Origin of the sequence: Bacillus sp. S71, assembly GCF_016625265.1 — a bacterium.
GTDB classification, from domain to species: domain Bacteria; phylum Bacillota; class Bacilli; order Bacillales; family Bacillaceae_G; genus Bacillus_A; species Bacillus_A cereus.
In genome coordinates, this window is sequence record NZ_JACVUW010000017.1 from 1 (window position 1) to 26,299 (window position 26,299).

Sequence of the window (26,299 nt, forward strand, 5' to 3'; positions counted from 1 at the left end):
TGCTACTGGACCTCAAGGTGCTCAAGGTATTCAAGGGCCAGCAGGCGCTACTGGGGCTACTGGACCTCAAGGTGCTCAAGGTATTCAAGGGCCAGCAGGCGCTACTGGGGCTCAAGGTGCTCAAGGCGTTCAAGGGCCAGCAGGCGCTACTGGGGCTCAAGGTGCTCAAGGGCCAGCAGGCGCTACTGGTGCTACTGGCGCTCAAGGTGCTACGGGGGCTACTGGACCAGCGGGTACTCCGATTCCTGTAACTATAGCTGCAATAGGAAACTCCAATGCTCAAACAATATCACCTGGAATGAATATCCAATTCAATCAAGTTTTTGAAATAAATAATATTAATTTTAATGATACTACAGATACTTTAACAGTTTTAGAAACAGGCGTATATGATATTAGTTTCTCGGCATCTACAACTTTCCCAGGCTCTTCACCGTTTGGATTCGGTATTTCATTCAATGGCCAACCACCTACTCGTAATTTTTCAACTAATGTTATCGGTAGTGCTGTTTCTTTCTCTACAATCGTTACTTTACAAGCGGGTACAACGATTTCTGTACAACCTACAGCAAATACTATTTCTATTCCTAATACGGGCGATACAACTGCGACACTATCTGTCTTCCGAATTTACTAACCACAATTTCCGATAATATTTTGGGAGGACTAAGCACATTTATAAGTAATAGGTTTGCTTTGATTGTCTATTAAATCTCTCTTTTAATAAAAAGGAGCACTTATTTGGGAGGATAAGTGCTCCTTCTTTACGTTTCTTTACCTCAAATTTACTCTATCTTAATCCTCATTTTGTATGATAAATAATGAAGTCAAAGATATGAAAGAGGGATGAAAAATGAGAGTTATGTCACTGATACGCATTTGGATTGCTCTTATGGTATGCATTATTTTATGTGTAGGATTTTTTTTAACTCTAAAATACTCCACTATTTCAAAAGCAGAGAGAAAAACAGTTCCATACAAACTTTTGTATACGAAACAAAACGACATCCCTTATTCCAATTCCACAAATAATGAAAAAAAAGTTATAAAGGGAATGCTTATTACGAAAGCTTCTAATTACGAAACTCTACTTCAAATTGCTGAAACGATTAAAGATCAGTATACAAATAAAGGAATTGATGAAATCACGCTGTCTATCCATAATGAAAATAATGGTAGTTATGAAGAAGAATTACCTTACGAACCGATTAGTAAAGGAACAATAATCGTCACATACGATTCTCAATCCTTTGGCAGTACGAACATTACTCTTAATGAATAGTAGCATTTATCTCACTCATTATGAGCTCACTTTATTTTTCACACGAGAAAGAGGCGAATAATGAAATTCGCCTCTTTTTTTACCATAATGATGGAATCCACTCTTTCACTTTATCAAACCACTCTTGCTGTTCTTTTTTCCTTTGTTGCTCTTCTTCTTGCCTTTTCTTTTCTTCTTCTTTTCTTCGCTTTTCTTCTTCAATTGTTTGCAATTGTTTTTTATAGTCCGCCTCAGATATTAACGACAATTGGAACGCTTTTTGGGCTGGGTTTGCATTTGCTTTTTTCATGATATCCCGGAACATCGTCGTTGTAATTTGGCTACCACCCGGAACATAATGCTCGCTATCTGTTTTGTCATATCCTACCCAAATCGCACCTACTAAATCTGGTGTGTATCCTACAAACCACGAGTCCTTTGCCCCTACGCTCGGACCATTTACAAGTTGAGTAGTCCCTGTCTTCCCTGCTGTATCAACATTATTAACTTTCGCTTTTTCACCTGTTCCCTTTTCTACAACACCTTTTAATAAATACGTCATCTTTTGAGCGATTTTCTCACTCGTCACTCGTGTCTCTTTCTTATACCATTTCCCTATTATTTCCCCTTCAGCATTTTGAACTTCTCTAATTGCATGAGCCTCTACTTGAACCCCATCATTAGCAAATGTACTATATGCTTGGGCCATTACAAATGGTGATGTCCCTACATGCATCCCACCTAAAGCAATTGGATACGTACGGTCTTCTGGTACTAATGGAATACCAAATCGCTCTAAAGATTTCAATCCTTTATCTAATCCTATTTGTTCTAATAGCCACACAGCAGAAACATTATACGATTTTGCTACCGCTTCATACATTGTCACATTACCATGAAAAGCCTGATCACTATTTTTAGGTTCATATTCTTTAATATGAAATGGTTCATCCTTTAATATATCGTATACCTCATACCCTTGTTCTAAAGCGGGTACATATACAGCTAGAGGCTTTAATGTTGAACCTGGCTGTCTTTTTAATTGCGTAGCATGATTAAATTGTAAAAACTGATATGGTCCTCTCCCCCCAACTAAAGCTGGAACACCGCCTGTTTTGGGATTTATAAGGACTACACCCGTTTGCATAAGTTGATCTGAGCCACTATCTTTGAAATAACTATCATTATTCACAACATCTTCTACAGCTTGTTGTTTTTTCGGATCCAGCTCAGTATAAATACGATAACCACCTGCTAAAATTTCATTTTGTGTTAATTCATACTTATCCATCGCTTCCCTAACTATATAATCTACATATTGGGAGTATTTACCTTTATATTTATCATCAACCCCACGTTTTAATACAAGTCCTGACTCTTTTTCTTTATTGTATTGCTCTTCAGAAATATATCCTTGTTCCTTCATTAAACTTAATACGACATTACGTCGTTCAATTGATTTATTAAAGTTTTTATAAGGCGAATACGCAGACGGCGCTTTAATTAAGCCCGCGATCGTTGCAGCTTCTGAAATTGATAAATCTTTTACCTCTTTATCAAAATAAGATTTAGCTGCCCTCTTTATCCCCCAAGCACCTTCCCCAAAATAAATTTGATTCATATACATTTCAATAATTTCATCTTTTGTATAAGTACGTTCTATTTTTTTCGTTAAAAAGTATTCCTTTATTTTACGAGAAAATGTACGATCTTGTGTCAGAAATACATTCTTCGCAAGCTGCTGTGTAATTGTACTTCCTCCTGCTACAACTTCTCCTGCTGTAATATTTTTAAAAACTGCACTTATAATTCCACTATAATAAATACCATGATGGTTAAAAAATTCCTTATCTTCTACTGCAACAATTGCCTGAACCATAATATCAGGAATATCTTTTCTTTTAACGCCTTCTGTTTTCGAAGAAGCTAATTTAGTTGCGACCTCATTATTTGCATCATAAATTAAAGTCGGTTGTGGAACAGCTTGTTTTAATTCAGATATGTCTTGAATGGAAATTATTATATTTACAGCAATAAATATAGTAACGAGTACACTTCCCAATACAATTAATGAATTACGAAGTTTCTTCCTCTTATTGAACCACTCAAGCATTTTTTTAAAATGAGTGTTCTTCAATTTCATTCGTTCACTTCCTTCATTTATTTACACTCTTCTTTTTAAAAGGAAGAATATACCGCCTTTTAAATTTATTATAATAACGTAGTCATTCCTATAGTGTAAAGCTTTTCTTTTACATTCATACTTTTTGCAAGAAAAGGACATTCTACAAGTAAGATATTCACTATTGGATATTAATATTATTAATAGAACAACGAGAGTTATGTTAAGTTTTTGTAAACTTTTCGATAAAATGTTTTAAAAAACGACAGTTTTTTGTTAGAATTGATTAGCCAATATATTTTACATATATTACTTTTGTGGGGGTAACAATAATGGTCTTTAAATCAAAAAAAGATAAATTTTCTGAAATGTTAATGAATGTTTCCGAAAATTTAAAAGAAGGCGCGCAATTTTTCGTGGAGTATAAAATTAAAAATGCTAGCGATTTAAAAGAGTTTTCTATGCGCATGAAAGAGTATGAGTCAAAAGGTGACTCATTTATTCACGAAATCATTATGGAGCTAAACAAAGCGTTTATTACTCCGATTGAACGTGAGGACATCCTACAACTTGCAATGAGTATGGATGATGTATTAGACGGATTAGATCACAGTGCTGGTCTGTTCGAAATGTATTCTATTACAGAAGCTGATGAATACATGATTAAATTCGTAGAAGCAATTAATCAATGTGCAATTGAAATTGCAAATTCTGTTGAACTACTGTCTAAAAAGAAGTTAGTCGACATTCGTACGAACGCAATCAAGATTAAGGATTACGAATCACAATGCGATGATATTCGTCGTCATGCGATTAAGCACTTATTCTCTCGTGAGAAAGATCCGATTAAGATTATTCAATTTAAAGAGATTTACGAAGAGCTTGAAGAAGTAGCTGATAGCTGTCAAAGCGTTGCAAACGTATTAGAAACAATTATTATGAAGAACGCGTAAGGAGTTTGATCATGGATACACTCTTGATACTGACCGTTTTAGTAGTCATTTGCGCTTTAGCTTTTGACTTTATCAATGGATTTCACGATACAGCAAACGCTATTGCAACGGCTGTTTCAACGAAAGCTCTAAAGCCTAGACATGCAATTATTATGGCAGCTATTATGAACTTTTTAGGTGCAATGACATTTACAGGTGTAGCAAAAACGATTACAAAAGATATCGTTGACCCATTTGCTTTACAAAATGGTTCTCTTGTAATTTTAGCTGCTTTACTTGCGGCGATAGCATGGAACTTAATTACTTGGTACTACGGTATCCCAAGTAGTTCTTCGCATGCAATTATTGGCTCAATCGCAGGTGCAGCCATTGCTGCTGCTGGTATTAGCTCATTAAACCTTAAAGGATTCATTAAAATTCTTGAAGCTTTAATCATTTCACCAATTATCGCTTTCGTTATTGGTTATATCGTATACAGTATTTTTAAAGTGGTCTTTAAAAACTTTAACTTAACGAAAACGAACAAAAACTTCCGTATATTCCAGATTTTCACTGCAGCATTACAAGCCTATACACACGGTACGAATGATGCACAAAAAGCAATGGGTATCATTACGATGGCTCTTATGGCTAATAACTATCATACTTCTAGCGATATTCCGTTCTGGGTACAATTATCTTGTGCTATCGCAATGGGGCTTGGTACTTCTGTCGGTGGATGGAAAATTATTAAAACTGTCGGTGGACAAATTATGAAAATTCGTCCTGTAAATGGTGTAGCTGCCGATTTATCATCATCACTTGTTATTTTCGGTGCAACATTCATTCACTTACCGGTTAGTACGACGCACGTTATCTCTTCTTCTATTTTAGGGGTTGGTGCTTCTCACCGTGTGAAAGGGGTAAAATGGGGAACTGCAAAACGTATGTTAATTACATGGGTTATTACACTTCCTATTTCAGCTTCTTTAGCTGCTCTATTTTACTACCTATTACATTTTGTTTTCTAATCAAAAGTCGTCTTCCTTATTTTTCTAGGAAGACGACTTTTTTGTGAACAAGCCTATTTCTCATTAAAAAGCGTGTATAATAATTGGTGGATAAGTTATTTAGAGGAGTTGGCAATTTTGGAATACATCATGTTACTTTTCATCGGACTAATCGCCGGGACAGTCGGCAGCCTAGTTGGGCTTGGAGGCGGAATTATTATTGTTCCGTTATTAATTGGATTACACAGTTTATCACCACAACTTGCAGTAGGGACTTCTATGGTAACAGTCGTTTTTACAGGGCTATCCTCCACCCTTACTTATATGAAGCATAAACGCGTAGATTATAAAAGTGGACTTATTTTATTTATCGGAAGCGGCCCTGGTGGTATTATCGGATCATGGGCAAATAAATTTTTAAACCAAGACACATTTTCTTTATACTTTGGGGTTTTCCTTATATTCGTCTCAATTCTACTTATGCTTCGAGACAAATTAAAACCTCTTTCCCTCTCAAATACGTCTGTAATTAAGCGTTCTTTTACAGATAATGATGGAAATACTGTACACTACCAATTCCCACCGTTTCTTGCTATCTTTATTGCCTTTATAGTTGGGTTTATATCTGGGTTATTTGGAATTGGTGGCGGTGCCTTACTTGTTCCAGCAATGATGCTTCTTTTTGCATTCCCAGCACATATTGCAGTAGCAACTTCAATGTTCATCGTATTTCTATCAGCAATTGTAAGTTCTGCAACTCACATCTCACTTGGAAATGTCAGCTGGATTTATGCATTAATCCTTATTCCTGGTGCATGGATCGGCGGAAAAATCGGGGCTTACATTAATACAAAACTAAGTGGTAACGCCGTAATTAATTTATTACGTATTACGTTAATTATTCTTGGAACTAGATTAATCATTATTTCCCTTTTATAACGTATTCTTTTTAGAATGCGTTTTTCTTATACACATGAATATAAAAATCCTCCGAGGAGAACAAATAAAATTAAACAAACACATAATAACATATAATTTGAAATATGTACTTTCTTCAAGTTGACCACTCCTATAACTGCGACTGTTATCTTTATGATAGCGAAAAATTAGTTCACTTGCAGTTACAGAGTGCTAACAATGCAAAATCAATTATTACAAATTTTATCCTTATATTTCATTTCTTTGTATATTCTATCGATTTAATAAAAAAAGATGTCATATTGACATCTTTTTTAGTGAAGAAGTGACCATCCCATAAAGTCTTCATGTACTTGGCACGCCCTCTTATCATTTCGATCATATAATTCAGCATAACTATCTGTTTCTTCATCATAAGCCATCGTATAAATAATTTGGCCGTCTACTTCAACGGATAAAACGACTCCACCTTTCATCTCTTCTACATGAATGATAGCATTCGCCGGAATTCTCATATCCGTCATTCTCATCGCATCTAACAATATACTAAACCCCCTACAGCGTATTCATTGCTAGTACTATTACACACTAAATAGTATACTACTGTAATAGCATACATTTCGTCAATGAAATTGCTGTTGAAATAGCATATTGTCTATATACATATACGCTAAAATAGAAGAAATAGAAACATATTAATGGGGGGCTAACATTGATTCTACACAAAGGAGATGTACTATTCCGTCAAGGCGAGGACGGTCCTTTATACTTTATAAAAACAGGCTTATTAAAAGTAGTTCGGCTAGAGGAAGACGGAACACCATTTTTATTCAACATTATCGTTCCAGGTGAAACGATACCTCATCATTCTTTAATTTCACCGAAAGAATATCACGGTACAGCTATCGCTTTAATAAAAACAGAAGTTGAACCGATCACTAGTAGTGAATGGTATGAGAGACTTCAAGCAAATCCCGAATCATATGCCAACATCGCTATGCAATTGCAATCTAAATTAAGAATGATGCAACAACGAATTGATCAATTGACAACCGTCTCTCCGAAAGAACGTCTTCATCGTTTACAAGAATGGTTCACATTATATTTAGGTGACATTCCTATATATGAAATATTAACACAAACTGAAATTGGTCAACTGATAGGCATACGCCGTGAAACAGTTAACCGTTTATTACGAGAACAAATAAAAAACGAGGTAAAATAAATACCTCGTTTTTTTGTTTATTCTCATTCGTCTTATTGTAAGCTTGTTGCTGGGCCGAAAAATTCATAATGAATATGCTCTTGTTTCACACCTAAATCAGTTAGTGCAGCATTTATATGCTTCATAAATGCTACTGGACCACAAAAATAAAATTCTGCTTCAGTTGTCGGAATAATAGTTTTTAACCATTCACTTTCAACGAAACCTTCTTTATCAAAGTTCTTCATTTCTAAATCTTTTTCAGTCGGTGCAGAATAACAAGTATATGCTTTAACTTGTTCATATTCATTTTCTACTGCCTTAACGTGTTCTTTCATTGCATGTGTATTACTATTTATTGCTGCATGAACAAAATATACATTACGTTTTGAATCTTGTTCAATTAACGTATTTAACATACTCATCATCGGTGTAATCCCTACTCCACCACTAATTAGTACAACTGGTAATGTTGAATCCATATTTAACACGAAATCTCCCGCTGGTGCACTTACTGGTAAAACATCTCCTTCTTTTACATGTTCATGTAAGTAATTAGACACTTTACCGTCTGGTGTATCTACACCTTTTTCTTTCTTTACACTAATACGATAATATTCTTTCCCAGGTGCATCAGATAAACTATATTGACGATTATGTGTATATGTCTCACCTTCAATATTGATTTGAACCGTTACATATTGACCTGGGATGAATGAAGAAACTTTCCCTCCATCTTCAGGTTTCAAATAAAATGACGTAATAACATCGCTTTCCTTCACTTTTTTAACAATCATAAAGTTGCGGAAGTCTTTCCATCCACCTTCTTTATGTGCAGCTTCTTCATACATCTCTGCTTCAATGCTAATAAATGCATCCGCAATGACACCATATGCTTCTCCCCATGCATTTAAAACTTCATCAGGTGCACCTGCGACTTCTTTAATGGCACGTAGTAAACATGTACCTACAATCGGATAATGCTCAGCTTTAATACCTAAACTTCTATGCTTATGACCAATTTGTTTTACAACTGGAATAATTGCTTCTAAATTATCAATGTACGTTGCAGCTGCATAAACAGCATTCGCTAACGCTTGTTGTTGTCTTCCCTTTTTCTGATTCGTATGGTTAAAAATATTCAATAACTCCGGATGTTCTGAAAATAAAATTTGATAAAATCTCGTTGTAATTTCAACGCCTTTTTCTTGTAATAATGGTACTGTTGACTTTACGATTTCAATTGTTTTTGCACTTAACATTGTATCCCACTCCTCTATTTCCTTAACTGTTTTTAGTTTAACTGAATCTTATAATGCAGATTGTGATTTTAATCACTATTAACACGTTGTTTTTGTGAATAATATATGAACATTGCATTTACAAAAGAAAATAAGCTAACTAGAATTCTAGCTAGCTTATTATTTTGTTTGTATAGCTTGTTCAATTACCTTTCTATCTTTCCCATCACCAAACTCCGTATACCCCCAGATATTCGTTTCACCTCTATATTTATTTACGATAATATCCAAATCATGATATACACGGTGGGCATACACTACATACTCAATATTTTGAAGTTCCACACCTTTTTTTACAATTTCATAGCTTCTATTTACATCGCGTTTTATTTTTTCATTCTTTATTTCCGTATGTATATTTTTTAAAGATGGTTCTTGTTGTTGAAACCATTGCTTAAATTGCTTCCAATCCCCGTCTGTATAATTCTCTGCTTTACCGTAATTTAAGAAATTATTATAGCTTTCATGTGTCATTCGAATAAAATCTAGCACTTTTGTCTCTTCTTGCACATCTTCTACTTGAGCTATTGTATTTACCTCAGCAGGCTTATTCGCATAATGTAACAGCACTTTCATAAGACTATAACTCGCAATGATCATTACGATAATAATCCCGAATACACTTAACAATTTCTTCATATACAGAACTCCTTCTCTACTAAAGATATTACAATGTATGACTATACTTGTAACATTCTCTCGTAGAAATATAATTCCTGTATTAATTCTTCCTATCATTTCGACAATATTTTTCTACACATTTCGTCTTGGCAAATGCTCCTGTAAAACAATATAACCTTCATAAGCTGTATAACCAAGTATAGCTATTAATCCGATATAACAAGCAAATACTGTCCATTTCGTTTTCGTATCCACTTTATAATAGTTTTCTTGTTGTTCCTTTTCTGTTTTCCATTCATTTAATTTTCTTTCTGACGCTTCAAATGCTTCTCTTATGTGAATAGTATACTCATCTATTTCATCTTCATATGGAACATAATCTAACGGTTCAAACTTCGGTAAAAGATACTCTAACACTTCCATTTTTTGAAGTTCACCTATTTGTAACTCTTTTTCCCGTTCACTTTGTCTTAATGCACTCATCTCATGATGCATCATGTATATAGTCCGATGTACAGCTCCAGTTTCTTTTAATTCCTCTTCAAGCCTAGCAACATATTCTTTCATTCCATCAATTTTATGCCCTAATTCCTTAATCGGCTCATCTCTCTTTATCACTCTGTATAATTCCATACAACCGATAATAACAATAAATCCTCCCAAAATACTTTTAAAGTAAATTGAATAGCCAAGTAATAAAATAAGGCCTGCTCCCCAAATTTTAGTACTGACAACTGAAATAATTCGCCCACCATCTAGCGGCGAAACAGGAATTAAATTAAAGAAATTAATCATACTTCCAAGCAAAATAACAAGCGCCCAAAACGGCTCTTGCGTCATTATATAAAGTGGGATCGCTGGTAAAAATGAAAGAAGTCCGAAAAGCGGCCCCATATAGGCGATGTAAGCTTCATCTTTCGCATTTTTCGGCATCTCTTTCATTCCAATAAGGGCCCCCATAAACGGAATAAAGATTGCTGGCGATGTTGGGATCCCCTTTCTTTTCGCAGCCCATAAATGGCCCATTTCATGAACAAACAACAAATAAATGAGCGCCACTCCAAATTTCCAACCATATAGAACTGCGTATGCGCCAAGCGATAGAAACATACTAAATACCGTTGAAAACTTTGCTAATTTAAAAATTGCAAATACCCACTTTAACTTAGACAGTAAAAATAGACCTATCGCAACAATAATTCCCCATAATCCTTTTTTATTATTTTTCATATTCCTCTCCTTTATCTCTCATTAATGAATCATATTCATTCATCAAAGCTTGTTCTTTTCTCTATTATGACATATTTTTTTCTATTGTTAGAAATAATGTTTATTTAATCCATTTTTAGCCAAAAATATAAATAAAGGAGGTATATACGAATGAATTTACAATCTCTCATAATAAGTGTTTTATCATTTTTAGCTTCAACTCTTATTTTTTATACAGTGAGCTATGTATTATTATTAGATTGGTTGCCAAATCACTTACTTATCACTCTTATCATTCTTTCCGCTCTTATGATTTCATTTCTTATTACACGAAAATCAATGAATGAGCCATCTGCAAAAGCAAAATAATAGAGAGGGTGTTCTTCCCCCCTCTCTATTATCATTTCCTAGGAAAGGCTACATACAATTTCAATTCAGCTACAGCCAATAAGGATCTTATCTCAAAATTCAGTTGGAACAAAGAAGTTAAGCGGGAATCAACGCCGAATTGGCAAAGACTATTAATCAACGAAAAATGAGCATCCTCTGCCGATTAAAGTCTCACTTTATCTTTGAAAATTCATTTTTTCACCATACTCTTTAACGATTTGAATTATATTTTGAAACACGCCTATTTTTTCTTTTTCACTGTTTAATATTTTCAAATCATACTTTTCGTAATATGTTTCTAATGATTTTAATTGTGATTCTGAAGCACCTTTTATCGGAACAGTAGCATGCAATTCATATTGCTTATACCCTTCCTTTACTTTTTCACCTAAAATCATTTCACTCTCTTTTGCTCCAATTAATTTTTGAACTTTTTCTGGGAAAGTGAGTTGCAAATAATACTCTCGTTCCTTCACTAACTTGTTATATAGTGATTGTGAAATCGTATACCGTACCATATAATTCACGTTTTGATCGCCCGCTTTAATATGAAACGCAGTAATCTGCAAATCTTTTTTTGTTACTTCCGTTAAAGGACCTACCTGCATCTCATCTTCTTTTTGTTCTGAAACATTTGGAAATATAGCCAAAAGCTTTTCCGTATCTTTTTCATTCAACATATACATAGCTTTCTTATATTGCACCCATCCTCGTCTATCTTCTCCCCTTAACCATGCATAATAAGTTTCTTTTTTCCCATCTCTACTAATTTGTATTTCATATTCAGGTTCACCGAAGCTTCCGGTTATTTCTTGTTTCTCAGCTTTATCCAAAATGTCTATTACTAACTTCGCTTCTGATTCCTGCAACTTTTTCTCTTTATGTTTTTTTTGTATAACGGTTACCCCAATTGTTTCTTTCACTTCATTCACCGTCTCTTCTACTTTTTTTGTTTCTTTTTTTTGCTCAGCTTGACCACAAGCTGCTAGTAACATAACAAATAACAACAATACATATTTCCCTTTCAAATTAATCCTCCTTTTACGATAAGAAATTCTTATAATCTTCATACATAAAACAAAAACGTGACATCCTATTAAATAAGTTATACTAATCATTGAAAGGAGGTCTTTATCATGTCCATTAATTTTCATGATCCAAATAATAAATACACATACGCAACAAGAAACGCTCATATTTCTTGGGCTGAAATGGTAAAAAACATTACAGACATACAAAACAAGCAAATAATTGATATTGGCTGCGGTGGCGGGATTTATACGAAAGAACTTGCTCTTATGGGAGCCAAAAATGTTGTGGGACTTGATTTTTCAAAAGAAATATTACAAGCTGCAAAAGAAAATTGCGGCAACATTCCAAATATTTCTTTCATCCACGGTGATGCACATAATATCCCATACCCTAATGAAACATTCGACATAGTTATTTCTCGTGCAGTTATTCATCATTTACAAGACATTCCTACATTTTTATGTGAAGCTTCTCGTATATTAAATAAAAACGGTGTACTTATTTTACAAGATCGAACGATTGAAGATTGTACAGTTCCAGGAAGTCCCGAACACATTCGTGGATATTTTTTCTCTATATTTCCAAAACTCATTGAAATAGAGTCAAAAAGACGTCCAAAAACCAACACGATACAGAAAGAATTACAAAAACATTCTCTTCACGTGCTTCCCACACAAACACAATGGGAAGTACGAAAAATACATGATTCTGTAGAAGCATTGCTACAAGATTTATCTCCTCGAACAGGTCGATCCATTCTATATGAGTTAACAGATGATGAACTTTCTCAACTTCTACAACATATACAGACCGCATTACAAAACGTCTCTCCTATTATTGAAAGAGATCGATGGACAATTTGGAGCGCCATGAAGTTGTAAGGAAGGAAGCCTCACAAAATAATGTGAGGCTTCCTTTCTTTCATAATCTAATTTTGCAACACTCTTGATATCCTCCACTTCTGGCCTGTGCACTTCCACACTTCGGACATACTAAATATCTAGACTGATTTGTCAACAAACTACCTTTTTGAAAGAGTAAAACTTCTGCTTGTTTAAACGAACGCGAATAATATAACCACATAAAACCAATTATAGCAATAATGCCAAATAATACTCCCATCGCAAGCATTTCAGTCACCTCTTTTGGTTTGTTCTTTCCAGCAAGTGGATTGTTGTAATATTCTCTGTAAATTCAAATAATCCCTTCTTTACTCCTATAAATATCAACTTTCTCTATAAATTTTACAATTCTCCACAAATTTTTACTCCCATTTTACAATTCATTATTCCTTTTGCAACAACGAATATTACTTTCGATATTTCCGTATATAAATATATCTTTCAAAAAACATATTGACTTTCTAAAAAAAACATGCAACAATACTGTCAGAATACTTGAATAAAAATTCATTGACGAGAACGAGTACGTTATAGAACTGTTCCCCAGAGAGTTGGCGATTTGCTGAAAGCCAACGTTCAGTGCGTAACCGAAAATCATCTCCGAGAAGTAGAACCGAATGTTACAGTAAGTTCTTACCGGCCGTCCCCCGTTACAAGGAACACGTATCATGTTGTACGTTGCAAAGCCGTATACATATAGATTTATTTCTACATGTGTAAATTAGGGTGGTATCGCGGGTAAATATAACTCGTCCCTTTCTTTAGGGACGAGTTTTTTGTGTTCTTACAAATGAATTTAAAAAAGGAGGAAAAACAATGAACACTGTATCAAAAAAACATATTTTTTTCACGGGTCTTATGCTATTTTCTTTATTTTTTGGGGCAGGTAATTTAATTTTCCCTCCCATGCTTGGACAAAACGCAGGTGAAAATTTTTGGCCAGCAATGATTGGATTTTTACTAACAGGAGTTGGCTTACCACTACTAACTGTTATCGCAATTTCTCTATCAGGAAATGGGATGCAGCAACTTGCAAGTCATGTCCATCCATTATTCGGAATTTTCTTTACAGTAGTTGTATACATTGCCATCGGTCCATCCATGGGCATCCCACGTGTTGCAAATGTTGCTTATGAAATGGGTGTTAGTTCTTTCTTACCAGAAACAATCCGCTCTAGCAGCCTAGTGCTATTTGTATATACAATCATATTCTTTACTTTCGTATTTTGGCTGAGCTTAAATCCATCTAAACTTGTCGATCGTATTGGAAATATATTAACACCTATTTTATTAATCTCAATTTTCTTATTGTTTGTTAAAAGTGTCTTTACACCACTTGGGCAATCAGGACCAGCTATGCAAGAGTATCAAACTTCTCCAATCTTCAAAGGCTTTATGGAAGGGTACTTAACAATGGACACCATTTCAGCACTTGCATTTGGAATTATCGTTGTAAATGCAATTCGCTCTAAAGGTGTGAATGATCGTAAGTCCATTGCCATCGCCACAGCAAAAGCAGGGCTTATTGCCGCTACAGGACTCGTACTTGTATATGGTGCACTCGGCTGGCTGGGGGCAACTAGTGTCTCTCTCGGATATGCAAAAAATGGTGGACAGCTACTTACTGTTATCGTACAACAATTATTCGGTCCGTATGGTTTGCTCCTATTATCTCTTATCGTTACACTCGCTTGTTTAACGACATGCGTTGGACTCGTATCTGCGTGCAGCCAATATTTTTCAACATTATTGACTACATTTTCATACAAAACATTCGCGAGTATCATTTGCGCATTAGGATTATTAGTTGCCAACTTAGGTTTAACGAAAATTATCGCAATCTCTGTTCCAATTCTACTTGTTGTGTATCCAATTGCGATTGTACTCGTACTACTATCGTTACTTCATAAATACTTCGGTGGATATCGCTCTGTTTATGTATGTGCTTTAATCGGATCAGCTGTAGTGAGCGTATTTGATGGATTAAAACAAGGTGGTATTTCAGTTTCATTCATCACACCATATTTTGAATTTATCCCTTTATATAATGAAGGAATCGGTTGGCTAATACCAGCATTAGCAGGAGCTCTTCTTGGCCTTACAATCGCTAAGTTAAGCGGTACGAAAAAAGTTCCATTACTAATCGAATCTAACGAAGTAAAAGCCTCCTAAAAAAACTCCCAAAAGGGAGTTTTTTTACATTTGATAAGCAGTATGATTAAAACTGCTTATTTTATAAGCTTTCGTATAATATTCAATATTTGTATCAACTGTTTCTACCTTGACAACATCATAGCGCTCTTCTTGCTTTACTAAAAATAAATAGTATTCCTCTGTTGCCTCAATAATCGCAATTTTATCTGTTTCAACATTATATTGTTCACAAAGTGCTTGTAATGCGTTCACATACTCCCCTAATTTTTTAGACTTATCCATTCCGAATATAGTTTGAACTAACATATACATTCTCCCCTTTATATGTACTGTTAACACCTTAATGGTAACGCTTACATTATTTATCGTCAATAAAAACATTCGATGGTTTTAACGCCAAATCTATATTGTAGCGAGCCAATAATCAGCGAGGAATTCCCCGCCAATTAAAGCTTCACTTTATCACTTCGTTAATTGATGCCTAAATGCATAAATAACTGCCTGAGTACGATCACTTACATTCAATTTATTTAATATGTTACTCACATGTGTCTTTACCGTTTTCAGTGCAATAAATAACTCGTCCGCAATCTCTTGATTACTTTTTCCCTCTGCAATTAATAACAAAATCTCAAACTCTCTTTCCGTTAAGTCATCATGCAAAGGTTGCTCTTTCTTTTGACGCATACGGGACATCATTTTCCCGGTAACTTTCGGCTCTAATACTGTTTCTCCATCATAAGTAGCTCGTACAGCATCAGCAATATCACTTGCTCTTGATGTTTTTAATAAGTAACTGGTCGCACCAGCCTCAATAACAGGGTATAATTTTTCGTCATCTAAAAAGCTTGTTACAACTACAATTTTTGCTTCTGGCCATTCTTGAATAATAGCACGTGTTGCTTCGACACCATCCATCTCATCCATAACAAGGTCCATTAAAATAATATCCGGTCTTAATTGCAATGCTAATTCTGATCCTTTTCGTCCATTCTCAGCTTCCCCTACTACTTCAATATCTGGCTGTGTAGATAAATATGCCGATACACCCATACGAACCATTTCATGATCATCGACAAGCAATACTTTTATCATACTTCTCCCCCTCTCTCAATCATAATCGGTACTTTTACTTCTATTTGTGTACCTTTGGCCGGGAAACTAAGCACCTTGAGTGTCCCACCAATTTCATGAACACGCTCTTGCATCGATCTTAGGCCATATGAACCTGCCTTATTAACGCCTACTTCAAACCCAACGCCGTCATCAATAATTTTTAAAATCGCATATTGATCAATTTTTCGAAGGCGCACTTCTGTTTTCTTTGCCTTCGCGTGTCGCAACGTGTTTGATAACGCTTCTTGCACAATACGGAATAAATGATCTTCTACACCTTTTTTTAATTCTATTGGCTCAATAAGCCATTCAATTTTCATATGTTGTTTTCGCGATAATTCCGTTAATAATTCCTCTATACCTTCTGTCAGTTTCTTACCTTCCAATTGTACAGGACGTAAATGAAGGAGCAATGCTCTCATTTCTGATTGAGCATTTACAACCATATTTTCAACAAGTTGTAATTGTTTTTTTGTCACATCTGGAAATTCAGTTATTTGTTCATTAATCGCTGACATCATCATCGACATTGCGAAAAGCTGCTGACTTACTGAATCATGCAACTCCCTTGCTAAACGATGCCTTTCTTGAGAAATCGCTTCTTGTCTCATCTCTTCATTCCAATGAGCTCGTTCATTCGTTACTTTTTGAAAGAGTCCAGCTTGCTCCTCTAATCGACGAGCCAAAACGATTACTTTTCGTTCCACTTCATGAAATTCATCATCTGCAGTAAACGAAACATCGCTCGGAAAATTCCCTCGCTCTACTTCAAATAGAAACGTATTTAATCCTTGTATACGCTGCTCTATATAGTAACCGATTGCATATCCTACAATTCCCCCGATAAGTAAACTTGTAGTCATAATAAACAAGCCAATTGGAACAGAAGCGATGGATTCCTTCCATAATAAATCATACACTTGTTGCTCGCTTTTCCATACATATACAATTGTACAAATGAGTGCGATACTAACTGAGGACAACATAGAATAACGAATATACATCCACGAAATATTTTTTTGTTTCTTCATTATACTTTCCTCACTTCCGTGTCGCCTACGACAAGCGAAGAAATAATTTTAATACGACGAGGAGCCTCTTTATACTGCTCTGTTCTAAATGTAACATTGCGGTTAAACCCTGTCTCTTCATGACCTGGCAAGAGCACACGTCCGACAATAACAGAATGATTTAAAGAAAGTTCAATATCATATGGCACATATAAACGAATATTACCAACGACACCCCGAATAACAATTACCGTTTCCCCTTCTGGAATCATAGCAGTAGTTAAATCTATTTCCACATCACAAGCACCGTATTGAACATTAATATCCTCAAGTTCATAAATATGATCCATCATTCGTACATTGCCTACAAACATATTTTTCAAATATGGTTCTGTACGATATATTTGCTTCTCTTCGTCTATAATCCCTTTTTCTTTAATTTCAACCTTCATTGCTTTTTGCTGATGCCCTTGTTGAATCAATTGATAACCAATTAAAGCTAAACAAGCAAATACGACAAGAACAAATGCTGCTGATGAAAATAAGAAGAATAAAAATACGATACCACCAACAAATAAAAATACATTTCCCCGTACATAACGATTCTTTTTACGATAATGCCTTCCAAACATAAGCATAATAAATGCAAAAATGAGACCACCTGGTTCAAAATGTCCAAGTATCATATCAAGAAAAAGACCGAATCCAAATATGATGAGGAGCATCCCCATTAATTGTGTCTTTGAAAAATGTTTCTTCATTTCAGCTCCCCCCTTCTTGTCACATATACATAGAAGAAAAGGCATTGCTTTCCAACACCTTTTCTCCTATCACTATATCATAAGCCTGTTTTATAATATACTACTATTATTTTGTTAACTCTTTCGTTAACGATACATCATTCTTTTCTTTCATTTCACGCTCAAGTTTTGCAATTTTCATATCAAATGTGTCACGCTCATGTTCTTCATTCATACGAGTTTCTAAGTCACGAATGTGATCTTCAATTTCTTCAAATCGTAAGAACGGATTATTTTCATCCATTTTATGCATCGCTGTATTCATACGACGATTTGCATGTGCCATATTTTCACGTGCCATTAGTTCCATACGCTTTGCGTGCATTTCTTTTAATTTATTTTTCATTTCAGAAAGACGACGCTCTAACTCATCAATTTGCTCTACAACACCTGCATACATTTCTTCTAATCGAGTTACTTGCCCTTCATAATAAGCTACCTCTTCTAACGCACGTTCGTGCAATTGTAATTCGCCTGCTTCTTGAGCAATGATAGCTTGCTTTGATCTTTTGTTAACGAAATAACGTGCTTGCTCAAGCTCACGAGCAAAGTTAGATTTTAATGTTTTATGACGTTCAATTAACTTCTCAATTTTTGTTATTTCACGCTCACTATCACGTAAATATTGGTTTAACATCGCAATTGGATTTTTTCTTTCCTTCTCATCTAACACGTTATGAAAATCAGCTAAAATTGCATCGCGTACACGTCCGAATAAAGATTGTTTCATTATAAATCTTCCTCTCTTCTACTTTATTTATAATTTGATTTATTGTTTTAGTTTTTCATTAATTTGTTCCACTCATCTTCAAAGTTGCTATATGGTTTAGAACTTTCTGGAGCAGATTCAACAACTACATCTTTTTCTTTTTTCCACTCACGGTATCCGTAGTATAAAACCACTAAAGCAGCGATACCGATTAATGCTGGTGAATGAGAAAGCGCAATGGATAAACCGATTAAACCAACAATACCCCAAGCTAACTTTCCAAAAAATGACTTAGCTCGCACAAATGATTTATAGCTCCAATATACAACTCCTGCTCCGATTGCGAATCCTACAATACCAGCAAGACTACCAAGAGCAATTAAAGCCAAAATACCGGCTGCGATAAACGCTAGAAATTGTTTCATCTTGTGCTTGCCTCCCTTCGATTTGATACTCTTATCTTAACTATTTTTTCATCTTTCCATAACGAGCTTAAGAACCGTTTTTAACTCAGACTTAAGACCGAGTCATATTCAGCCCTTTACGCAAAAAAACGTGCAGAGTTTATTCTCTGCACGTTTTTTTAATTACTAACATTCATATTAAATTAAGCTGTTTTATGATACTCTTTTTTCTCAGCTACTTTCGAAAATCTTGGAAATCCAATTAAAATAGAAACAATCCCACATACTCCAACTAAGATTGGATAAAATGCATATGGCAACAATTCAACCGGAGATAACGCTGCAAATCCTGCTGCCGTTAACATTTGGGCACCGTACGGAATTAATCCTTGTACACAACATGAGAAAAGATCTAATACACTCGCTGATTTACGAGGGTCTATTTCATATTGATCTGCAATATTTTTTGCAAGCGGGCCTGTAAAGATAATCGAAATCGTATTATTCGCTGTACACATATTCGTCATACTTACTAAACCAGCAATACCAAATTCTGCACCTTTTTTCGAACGAATATTACGTGTTAATACATTCATTAAATATTGAATACCACCATTATATTGGATTAATTCAACCATACCGCCAATTAATATAGCAAGTAATACTAACTCCATCATACCGCCCATTCCAGTCGTTACACTTTTAAAGAAACTTTCTAACGTGTAACTTCCATCTATAAGACCGATAACACCAGATAATACAGTTCCACCAGTTAATACAATAAGTACATTCCAGCCAAGTAGCGCTGTAATAAGTACTCCTGCGTACGGTAAAATCTTTATCCAATCAAAGCTATGTGCTTTAATTTGCGTGTCACTTCCTGAAGTAACTATTACTAATAGTACAATTGTAATAATAGCCGCTGGTAACACAATTAAAAAATTCGTTTTAAACTTATCTTTCATTTCTGTTCCTTGTGAACGAACAGCTGCGATTGTTGTATCTGAAATAAATGATAAATTATCACCAAACATCGCTCCCCCAACAACAGTAGCCATTGCAAGCGCAATTGAGATATCAGTTTGACCACTAATACCTACAGCAATCGGCGCTAATGCTGCAATTGTTCCCATTGAAGTTCCCATTGCTAATGAAATAAATGCACCAATAACAAAGATTCCAGCTACGATAAATCCTGGCGGTAAAATAGTTAACGCTAAATTAACAGTTGAGTCTACTCCGCCCATTCCTTTAGCCGTTTCAGAAAATGCACCTGCAAGCACAAAAATTAATACCATAATCATAATATCCGGATTTCCTGCACCTTTAGCGAACCGCTCGACTTTCACATTAAAACTTTCTTTACGATTCATCACTAAAGCGACTCCTACAGCAATTGAAATTGCTACAAGTATCGGCAATTTATAGAAATCACCTGTAATAATTCCAGAACCAATAAATAGCGCCAAAAATATCCCAAGTGGTAATAAAGCTAAACCATTTCCTCTCGTTTCTTTCAAAGTACCATCTCTCCCTAGTTTCAACCTTTTTCTAATGAATAACAAAAGACCTCTTCCGATGAGAAGAGGTCTTATACATCTATAAGAAACGCTCTTCTCATCTTTCAAGCACATGCTTGCTGGATTTGGCACAGCACTCTGAAATCGAGTCCGCTGCCGAGGCATCGTAGGGCCAGTCCCTCCGCCTCTCTTTATAAGAAGGTTTCATATTTATTTTTTAATAATAATTTCTTCCCTAACTTTACTCGCTTACAAAACAAAAGTCAATTATTTTTTGTATAGATTTTTTTGGTAATTATACAAAAATTTGAATACAATAATCATTTTAACTTTTCGATTTCTTCTTCCAATATTGAAATCCAATAAAATTCACTATTTTTTATTGCTGCTAATATCCATTTCGTAGTGTACCAAGCTAACTCATACTCTTCCTTTGTGACATCGCCACTTTTATAAGCATCCTCTAGCTCCTCTTCATCTAATACATACACCTTACCGCTAGGTAATAATACTACATCTAAATATAAATCATCAAAATACGGTAAACCACGATCGTCTATTTCATATTCTTTCGTCACATCAATATAATATTGCACTAAATTGTGCCTATCATCTAACATAGCTGTAATCGCAAAGTTCTTTCCATTAATGAAATATTGAACCCACGTATACCCATCACTTGCAATACAAATTTCTTTACCATCATATTCTTTACAACTAGGCTCTCTCACCTTTTTTATATCCAGTATTCCGAGCATTCCCTCTTCCACTTGCTTAAGCCTATAACTCTTTTCTATTAGTCTTTTCCACGAAGAACCGTCACCATATTTACGTTTCATTATGTATACTCCTCTTCTATATACAGAAAAGCTCCCACATATTATGTGAGAGCTTGTTCATATTATAATTAAGCAGCTTGACCCTTTTCAGAAATCTCTTTTAAATAAGCTTGTCCTTTTTCAGCGTCATATTGACCTTCCCACTTAGACATAACTACAGCTGCTAAAGAGTTTCCTACAACGTTAACTGCTGTACGAGCCATATCTAAAATACGGTCAATACCAGCAATGAACGCTAAACCTTCAGGTGGAATACCTACTGTACCAAGTGTCGCTAATAATACAACGAATGATACGCCCGGTACACCTGCGATACCTTTTGATGTAACCATTAATACAAGTAATAATGTAATTTGTTGTGTAATAGATAAATCAATACCGTACATTTGCGCCAAGAAAATAGCCGCAATTGCTTGATATAAAGTTGATCCATCTAAGTTAAATGAATAACCTGTCGGAATAACGAAAGATGTAATTGCTTTCGGACAACCGAATTTCTCCATTTTCTCCATGATTTTTGGTAAAACTGTTTCTGAGCTTGCTGTAGAATACGCTAAGATCAGCTCGTCTTTTAAAATCTTAAAGAATTGGAAAATGTTAATTCCAAATATTTTCGCTGTAAGTCCTAAGACAACTACGACGAAGAAGATCATTGCCCCATATACGACAATTAGCAATTTCCCTAATGGAATTAATGAAGCAAGACCAAATGTAGAAACTGTAACACCAATTAGTGCAAACACACCAAATGGTGCAAATTTCATAACTTGGTTTGTTACATAAAACATTGCGTCAGCTACACCTTGGAAAAATTGAAGAACTGGTCTTCCTCTTTCACCAATTGCTGCTACACCTAAACCAAATAGTACAGAGAAGAAGATAATAGCAAGCATATCTCCGTCAGCCAATGACTTCATAATGTTTGTTGGAACAATATTTACAAACGTATCTGCAAATGAATGACTTTGTACTTGCTCTGTCGTATGTGTATATTTCGAAATATCTGTCTTTGTTAACTGCTCCATATTTACGCCTTTTCCTGGTTGGAAAATATTCGCTATTAATAGACCAACAATAATTGCAATTGTTGTAATAATTTCAAAGTAAATAATTGTTTTTCCGCCTAGTCGACCTAGTTTTTTAACATCGCCAACACCAGCAACCCCAACAACAATACTTGCTACAACAATCGGTACAACGATCATTTTAATTAATCGGATGAAAATATCACCAATTGGTTGTAAGTACTTCACAACAGCTGGATTATCAAAGAAAATCGCCCCAACCGCAATACCAAGCGCAAGCCCTATTAATATTTGCCATGCAAGTCCTATTCTTTTCATATTTGTTGTAACCCCCTCTTCGATGTGTCACTCTATCTCTCATTCTATCTCTATAAAACTAAGAAATTAAGAGTATTACATATTATTCGACAATTCACTACATTTTGTCCCTGTTAAAAATCATAAATCAAAATTTAAAATCTGACAACAAAATAACTTTGCCCGAATGCAAATAATTTTCTTGACAAAAAATAAACCCATGTTAGAAAACCTCACATGAGAACGATTCCTTACTAGTGTTTTATTAGCTTTCTAAGTACTATTTCACCCCATAAAAACTATTACTTTCCTCCTGTATTTTACAGATAAATCCCAAAATATACCTTTATTACAGCCATAAATAAAATGTAAGTACTATGACAATTAAAGTTGAAAAATGATAAATTCCGACAAAACTTAGCAATTTTATAAAGTTTTCTTTACATTATGATTACAACGATAGACACTCTTCTTCTTATGATATATAACATTCATAGGGAAAGGAGTCAGACAACTATGAAAAAGAAATTTGCAGCGTTTAGTGTTTTAGCAGCAGGAACGATTTTTGCTTCCCCGTTACTTTCACCCGTATACGCTGAAACAAATCAAGATAAATTATCTAACATTCAATCTGAATTAGAAGGCAAACAAAGTGACTTACAAAATAAATCAGTCGAGAAAGAACAAATAGAAAAAGAAATTCAAGAATTACAGAAGAAAATCGATGAATTAACTACTTCTATTAATAAAAACGAGGCTGAATTAAACGATACAAAAAAAGAAATTAGCAAAACACAACAAGTAATTACTGACAAAAAGAAACATATAGAACAATTACAAACAAACATAGATACACGTCAGGAAGTTATTAAACAACGATTACAATCTATGCAAGAAAAACCGCGTACAAATATCATTACAGAAGTATTAACAAACTCTACAAACATTGCTGATCTTGTTGATAATATGTACTCCGTAAGTTTAATATTAAACAACGATACAGATATTGTAAAAAAACAAACATCTGATCAAAATGCTGTAACTACAGAAAAAGAAGCTGTTGAGAAAAAAGAACAACAACTGAAAGAATCTGAGCAAAAACTAGAACAAAAACAACAAGAATTACAAAATAACCAACAGCAGCAACAGACTCTTATTAACGATCTACATACGAAAGTAGCAAAAGTAGATTCAGAGATTGAAGGATTAGAAGAATCCAAAGGCATTTTAGAAAATCAACGTCAAGCTGTGCAAAAAGCAATTGAAGAAGAAAAACGGGCCGAAGAAGCTCGTAAAGCGGAAGAAGCTCGCCAGGCAGAAGAGGCTCGCAAACAACAAGCTACTAAATCTGCTCAAGCAACTCAAGCAGCTCCAACACCACATGATACAAACATCGGTGGCTTTATCAAACCAGCAGCTGGATCAAAAACTTCCGGATTTGGTGTACGTTCTTTAGATAACCATAAAGGAATTGACATCGCCGCTTCGGGAACGGTTCCAATTATCGCTGCTGCAGATGGCGTTGTTATTCGCTCAGAATTATCATCTAGTTACGGAAACGTAGTGTATTTATCTCACCGTATAAACGGAAAAACATATACGACAGTATATGCTCATATGAATAGCCGTTCTGTATCGAATGGACAAACTGTAAAACAAGGCGATCAGCTTGGATTTATGGGGAACACGGGCCAATCATACGGACAACATTTACACTTCGAACTTCATCTTGGAGAATGGAATGTCGGCAAGACAAACGCAGTCGACCCATCTCCTTATATCGGATTATAAAAAACCTCGGTACCTACCGAGGTTTTTTATTTACACTTCACACAATATAGGCATTCTACATAGACTATAACTAAATGCCTATAGTTTACGAGGTGATCAATATGAATACGCAATTACAACAAAAAATAGAAGAAGCTAGAGCGACATTTATCGGCCGGATATTTACATTTGGCGGATCAGTTTTATTTTTAATCGGTTCATTCCTCGCAGTCACCACAGCCTATAAAGCGTATAATCGTCTATTACATTCAACAACATAAAAAAAGACGGGAGATCCCCGCCTTTTTTTATGCAAACATTTTAAATACACCTATCACATTTAAAAATACAATTATTACAGTTACCGGAATGACATAACGAAGTAAGAAGAACCAAATGTTAAATAACGTTTTCCCCTTCGTTTCCGTCACTTCTAATTCTTTCATCAACAACTCTTTACTCATTTTATTTGGTACAAATAATGAAATAGCTAGTACTCCTAACGGCAGCAATACGTTACTTACCGAAAAGTCGACTAAATCAAAGAATGTTTTCCCAAATATTTTCACGTCACTCATAATCCCAAATGATAACGCTGATGGAATACCGACTGCAAAAATAAGAATACCAATTAATAATGATGCTGACGGACGCTTCTTCTCATTACCTTTCGCAACAGATGCTACTACAATTTCAAGCATTGAAATTGCTGATGTTAAAGTCGCAAAGAAGAATAAAATTAAAAACATAATAAAGAAAAATTGACCAAATGGTATTTTTGCAAATACTGCTGGAAGGACGATAAACAGTAATCCCGGTCCTTCAGTCGGTTTAACTCCTAATGCGAAAATCGCTGGGAAAATTGCTAATCCTGCAAGTACTGTAACAAAAACAGTTAAACTTACAATAGATGTTGCCGATTTCGCTAAATGTTCCTCTTTCTTCAAATACGAACTATACGTTACCATTACCGAGGCACCTACAGTTAGCGAGAAGAAAGATTGTCCCATCGCATATAAAATTGTATCTGCTGTAAGCTTTGAAAAATCTGGTTTTAAGAAGAACTCTACTCCAGCAAAAGCACCATCGAGTGTTAACGCACGAACAATAATCGCAATAAATAAAATAAATAATAGCGGCATCATGTACTTACTTGCCTTTTCTATACCTTTCTCTACACCTTTACTTACAACAAAAATCGTACAAAGCATAAAGATAAATTGCGCTCCAATCGCACTTAACGGATTTGAAATCGTTTCACCGAACAATTGTCCATAATCAGCTACTCCATTCCAGAAACTTCCTGTCACACTATAATATAAATAAAGTAAAATCCATCCACCTACAACACTATAAAAAGATAGTACACTAAAACAAGTAACAACTCCCATACGACCAATCCAAGGATATAATTTGCTATTTGGCACTAGTACTTTATAAGCTGTAACCGCCTCTTTTTGCGTGCTACGTCCAATAACAAACTCCGCTATTAGAAGAGGCATACCTATAAATAAAGTTAGAAGTAAAAATACAAGGAAGAATGCACCTCCCCCGCCATTACCTGCAACATATGGAAATTTCCATATCGCACCAAGACCTACTGCGGCTCCGGCTGCTGCGAGTACAAAGCCTATTTTCGACGTCCATTGCTGTGTTTCTTTCATCATAAATTCTCCTTTTCTGAATATTTAAACTTTTGTTAATTATACACTTTCATTTCATACTCGCACACCTCCTTTAGAAAATAAAAAAG

At 35.0% G+C, this 26,299-nt stretch carries 28 protein-coding genes, 1 riboswitch and 1 other annotated feature; of the genes, 11 read left to right on the forward strand and 17 right to left on the reverse strand.

The window, feature by feature from the left end:
* Positions 1-637, forward strand: a 637-nt coding sequence (locus IBT51_RS24080; protein ID WP_200458378.1) for a Gly-Xaa-Xaa repeat protein, incomplete at its 5' end; no start/stop codon positions are given.
* A gap of 216 nt (positions 638-853) precedes the next feature.
* Complete coding sequence (locus IBT51_RS24085) at positions 854-1,282, forward strand: hypothetical protein (protein ID WP_053564900.1); 429 nt, start codon at positions 854-856, stop codon at positions 1,280-1,282.
* Between the two features lie 79 nt (positions 1,283-1,361).
* Here IBT51_RS24085 and IBT51_RS24090 read toward each other — a convergent pair whose 3' ends face one another.
* Complete coding sequence (locus IBT51_RS24090) at positions 1,362-3,404, reverse strand: transglycosylase domain-containing protein (RefSeq protein WP_053564901.1); 2,043 nt, start codon at positions 3,402-3,404, stop codon at positions 1,362-1,364.
* 311 nt (positions 3,405-3,715) lie between these two features.
* Between IBT51_RS24090 and IBT51_RS24095 the strand changes: the two genes are divergently transcribed.
* From IBT51_RS24095 to IBT51_RS24105, 3 genes are all read left to right on the forward strand, one after another.
* Complete coding sequence (locus tag IBT51_RS24095; RefSeq protein ID WP_000231445.1) at positions 3,716-4,336, forward strand: DUF47 domain-containing protein; 621 nt, start codon at positions 3,716-3,718, stop codon at positions 4,334-4,336.
* Between the two features lie 11 nt (positions 4,337-4,347).
* Complete coding sequence (locus IBT51_RS24100; RefSeq protein ID WP_000380276.1) at positions 4,348-5,346, forward strand: inorganic phosphate transporter; 999 nt, start codon at positions 4,348-4,350, stop codon at positions 5,344-5,346.
* A gap of 117 nt (positions 5,347-5,463) precedes the next feature.
* The gene (locus IBT51_RS24105) at positions 5,464-6,264 is read left to right on the forward strand and encodes a sulfite exporter TauE/SafE family protein (RefSeq protein ID WP_053564902.1); all 801 of its coding nucleotides are present in this window, start codon (positions 5,464-5,466) and stop codon (positions 6,262-6,264) included.
* A 293-nt stretch (positions 6,265-6,557) separates the two neighbouring features.
* Here IBT51_RS24105 and IBT51_RS24110 read toward each other — a convergent pair whose 3' ends face one another.
* Positions 6,558-6,785: a hypothetical protein gene (locus IBT51_RS24110; RefSeq protein ID WP_000883009.1), complete on the reverse strand. Its 228-nt coding sequence runs from the start codon at positions 6,783-6,785 to the stop codon at positions 6,558-6,560.
* 170 nt (positions 6,786-6,955) lie between these two features.
* On the opposite strand from IBT51_RS24110, the gene IBT51_RS24115 reads away from it, so the two are divergent.
* Positions 6,956-7,468: a Crp/Fnr family transcriptional regulator gene (locus IBT51_RS24115; protein ID WP_000600585.1), complete on the forward strand. Its 513-nt coding sequence runs from the start codon at positions 6,956-6,958 to the stop codon at positions 7,466-7,468.
* 32 nt (positions 7,469-7,500) lie between these two features.
* Here the strand turns inward: IBT51_RS24115 and hmpA are convergent, their stop codons facing one another.
* The 3 genes from hmpA to IBT51_RS24130 all read right to left on the reverse strand — a co-directional run bounded on the left by hmpA (position 7,501) and on the right by IBT51_RS24130 (position 10,599).
* A complete protein-coding gene (gene hmpA / locus IBT51_RS24120) occupies positions 7,501-8,709 on the reverse strand; it encodes an NO-inducible flavohemoprotein (RefSeq protein ID WP_200458379.1) in 1,209 nt (402 codons plus the stop codon).
* 159 nt (positions 8,710-8,868) lie between these two features.
* Positions 8,869-9,387 carry a hypothetical protein gene (locus tag IBT51_RS24125; protein WP_053564903.1) on the reverse strand — a complete coding sequence of 173 codons (519 nt, stop codon included), beginning with the start codon at positions 9,385-9,387 and terminating at the stop codon, positions 8,869-8,871.
* 114 nt (positions 9,388-9,501) lie between these two features.
* Positions 9,502-10,599 carry a site-2 protease family protein gene (locus IBT51_RS24130; protein ID WP_200458380.1) on the reverse strand — a complete coding sequence of 366 codons (1,098 nt, stop codon included), beginning with the start codon at positions 10,597-10,599 and terminating at the stop codon, positions 9,502-9,504.
* Positions 10,600-10,749: 150 nt separating this feature from the next.
* On the opposite strand from IBT51_RS24130, the gene IBT51_RS24135 reads away from it, so the two are divergent.
* Positions 10,750-10,947 carry a hypothetical protein gene (locus IBT51_RS24135; RefSeq protein WP_001053359.1) on the forward strand — a complete coding sequence of 66 codons (198 nt, stop codon included), beginning with the start codon at positions 10,750-10,752 and terminating at the stop codon, positions 10,945-10,947.
* A gap of 197 nt (positions 10,948-11,144) precedes the next feature.
* On the opposite strand, the gene IBT51_RS24140 is transcribed toward IBT51_RS24135, so the two are convergent.
* On the reverse strand, positions 11,145-11,996 hold the full coding sequence (locus IBT51_RS24140; RefSeq protein ID WP_053564905.1) for a YhfM domain-containing protein: 852 nt from the start codon (positions 11,994-11,996) through the stop codon (positions 11,145-11,147).
* Between the two features lie 108 nt (positions 11,997-12,104).
* Between IBT51_RS24140 and IBT51_RS24145 the strand changes: the two genes are divergently transcribed.
* Positions 12,105-12,881 (forward strand): class I SAM-dependent methyltransferase, encoded by a 777-nt coding sequence (locus IBT51_RS24145; RefSeq protein WP_000026288.1) that lies wholly within the window; start codon positions 12,105-12,107, stop codon positions 12,879-12,881.
* Between the two features lie 40 nt (positions 12,882-12,921).
* Here the strand turns inward: IBT51_RS24145 and IBT51_RS24150 are convergent, their stop codons facing one another.
* The gene (locus IBT51_RS24150; protein ID WP_000880630.1) at positions 12,922-13,131 is read right to left on the reverse strand and encodes a hypothetical protein; all 210 of its coding nucleotides are present in this window, start codon (positions 13,129-13,131) and stop codon (positions 12,922-12,924) included.
* Between the two features lie 272 nt (positions 13,132-13,403).
* Positions 13,404-13,662 (forward strand) — a binding site (T-box leader).
* Between the two features lie 56 nt (positions 13,663-13,718).
* Between IBT51_RS24150 and brnQ3 the strand changes: the two genes are divergently transcribed.
* Complete coding sequence (gene brnQ3 / locus IBT51_RS24155; protein ID WP_053564907.1) at positions 13,719-15,074, forward strand: branched-chain amino acid transport system II carrier protein BrnQ3; 1,356 nt, start codon at positions 13,719-13,721, stop codon at positions 15,072-15,074.
* A gap of 24 nt (positions 15,075-15,098) precedes the next feature.
* Here the strand turns inward: brnQ3 and IBT51_RS24160 are convergent, their stop codons facing one another.
* The 9 genes from IBT51_RS24160 to gltP all read right to left on the reverse strand — a co-directional run bounded on the left by IBT51_RS24160 (position 15,099) and on the right by gltP (position 22,797).
* Positions 15,099-15,437, reverse strand: coding sequence for a DUF3922 domain-containing protein (locus IBT51_RS24160; RefSeq protein WP_200458381.1), 339 nt, complete (start codon positions 15,435-15,437; stop codon positions 15,099-15,101).
* A gap of 81 nt (positions 15,438-15,518) precedes the next feature.
* Positions 15,519-16,151, reverse strand: a complete 633-nt coding sequence (locus IBT51_RS24165) for a response regulator (protein ID WP_000598707.1) — start codon at positions 16,149-16,151, stop codon at positions 15,519-15,521.
* Positions 16,148-17,203 (reverse strand): sensor histidine kinase, encoded by a 1,056-nt coding sequence (locus IBT51_RS24170; protein ID WP_000744326.1) that lies wholly within the window; start codon positions 17,201-17,203, stop codon positions 16,148-16,150. The genes IBT51_RS24165 and IBT51_RS24170 overlap by 4 nt, the downstream gene beginning before the upstream one ends.
* Entirely contained in the window at positions 17,203-17,943 is a 741-nt protein-coding gene (gene liaF / locus IBT51_RS24175) for a cell wall-active antibiotics response protein LiaF (protein ID WP_000716094.1), read from the reverse strand. Before liaF ends, IBT51_RS24170 begins: the two co-directional genes overlap by 1 nt.
* 106 nt (positions 17,944-18,049) lie before the next feature.
* Positions 18,050-18,712 carry a PspA/IM30 family protein gene (locus IBT51_RS24180; RefSeq protein WP_000814127.1) on the reverse strand — a complete coding sequence of 221 codons (663 nt, stop codon included), beginning with the start codon at positions 18,710-18,712 and terminating at the stop codon, positions 18,050-18,052.
* A 47-nt stretch (positions 18,713-18,759) separates the two neighbouring features.
* Complete coding sequence (locus tag IBT51_RS24185; protein ID WP_000808640.1) at positions 18,760-19,116, reverse strand: lmo0954 family membrane protein; 357 nt, start codon at positions 19,114-19,116, stop codon at positions 18,760-18,762.
* Between the two features lie 182 nt (positions 19,117-19,298).
* Positions 19,299-20,615, reverse strand: a complete 1,317-nt coding sequence (locus IBT51_RS24190) for a Na+/H+ antiporter NhaC family protein (RefSeq protein WP_000665496.1) — start codon at positions 20,613-20,615, stop codon at positions 19,299-19,301.
* Between the two features lie 94 nt (positions 20,616-20,709).
* A riboswitch (SAM riboswitch) is annotated at positions 20,710-20,815 on the reverse strand.
* A 120-nt stretch (positions 20,816-20,935) separates the two neighbouring features.
* A complete protein-coding gene (locus IBT51_RS24195; protein ID WP_000824654.1) occupies positions 20,936-21,454 on the reverse strand; it encodes a ribonuclease FAU-1 family protein in 519 nt (172 codons plus the stop codon).
* Between the two features lie 68 nt (positions 21,455-21,522).
* A complete protein-coding gene (gene gltP, locus IBT51_RS24200) occupies positions 21,523-22,797 on the reverse strand; it encodes a glutamate/aspartate:proton symporter GltP (RefSeq protein ID WP_000821126.1) in 1,275 nt (424 codons plus the stop codon).
* Between the two features lie 495 nt (positions 22,798-23,292).
* On the opposite strand from gltP, the gene IBT51_RS24205 reads away from it, so the two are divergent.
* Together IBT51_RS24205 and IBT51_RS24210 are read left to right on the forward strand one after the other, a co-directional pair.
* Positions 23,293-24,567, forward strand: coding sequence for a murein hydrolase activator EnvC family protein (locus IBT51_RS24205; protein WP_000726083.1), 1,275 nt, complete (start codon positions 23,293-23,295; stop codon positions 24,565-24,567).
* Positions 24,568-24,668: 101 nt separating this feature from the next.
* A complete protein-coding gene (locus IBT51_RS24210) occupies positions 24,669-24,827 on the forward strand; it encodes a hypothetical protein (RefSeq protein WP_001095997.1) in 159 nt (52 codons plus the stop codon).
* Between the two features lie 27 nt (positions 24,828-24,854).
* Here IBT51_RS24210 and IBT51_RS24215 read toward each other — a convergent pair whose 3' ends face one another.
* Positions 24,855-26,210, reverse strand: a complete 1,356-nt coding sequence (locus IBT51_RS24215; protein ID WP_053564908.1) for a sodium-dependent transporter — start codon at positions 26,208-26,210, stop codon at positions 24,855-24,857.
* Positions 26,211-26,299: the final 89 nt, after the last annotated feature.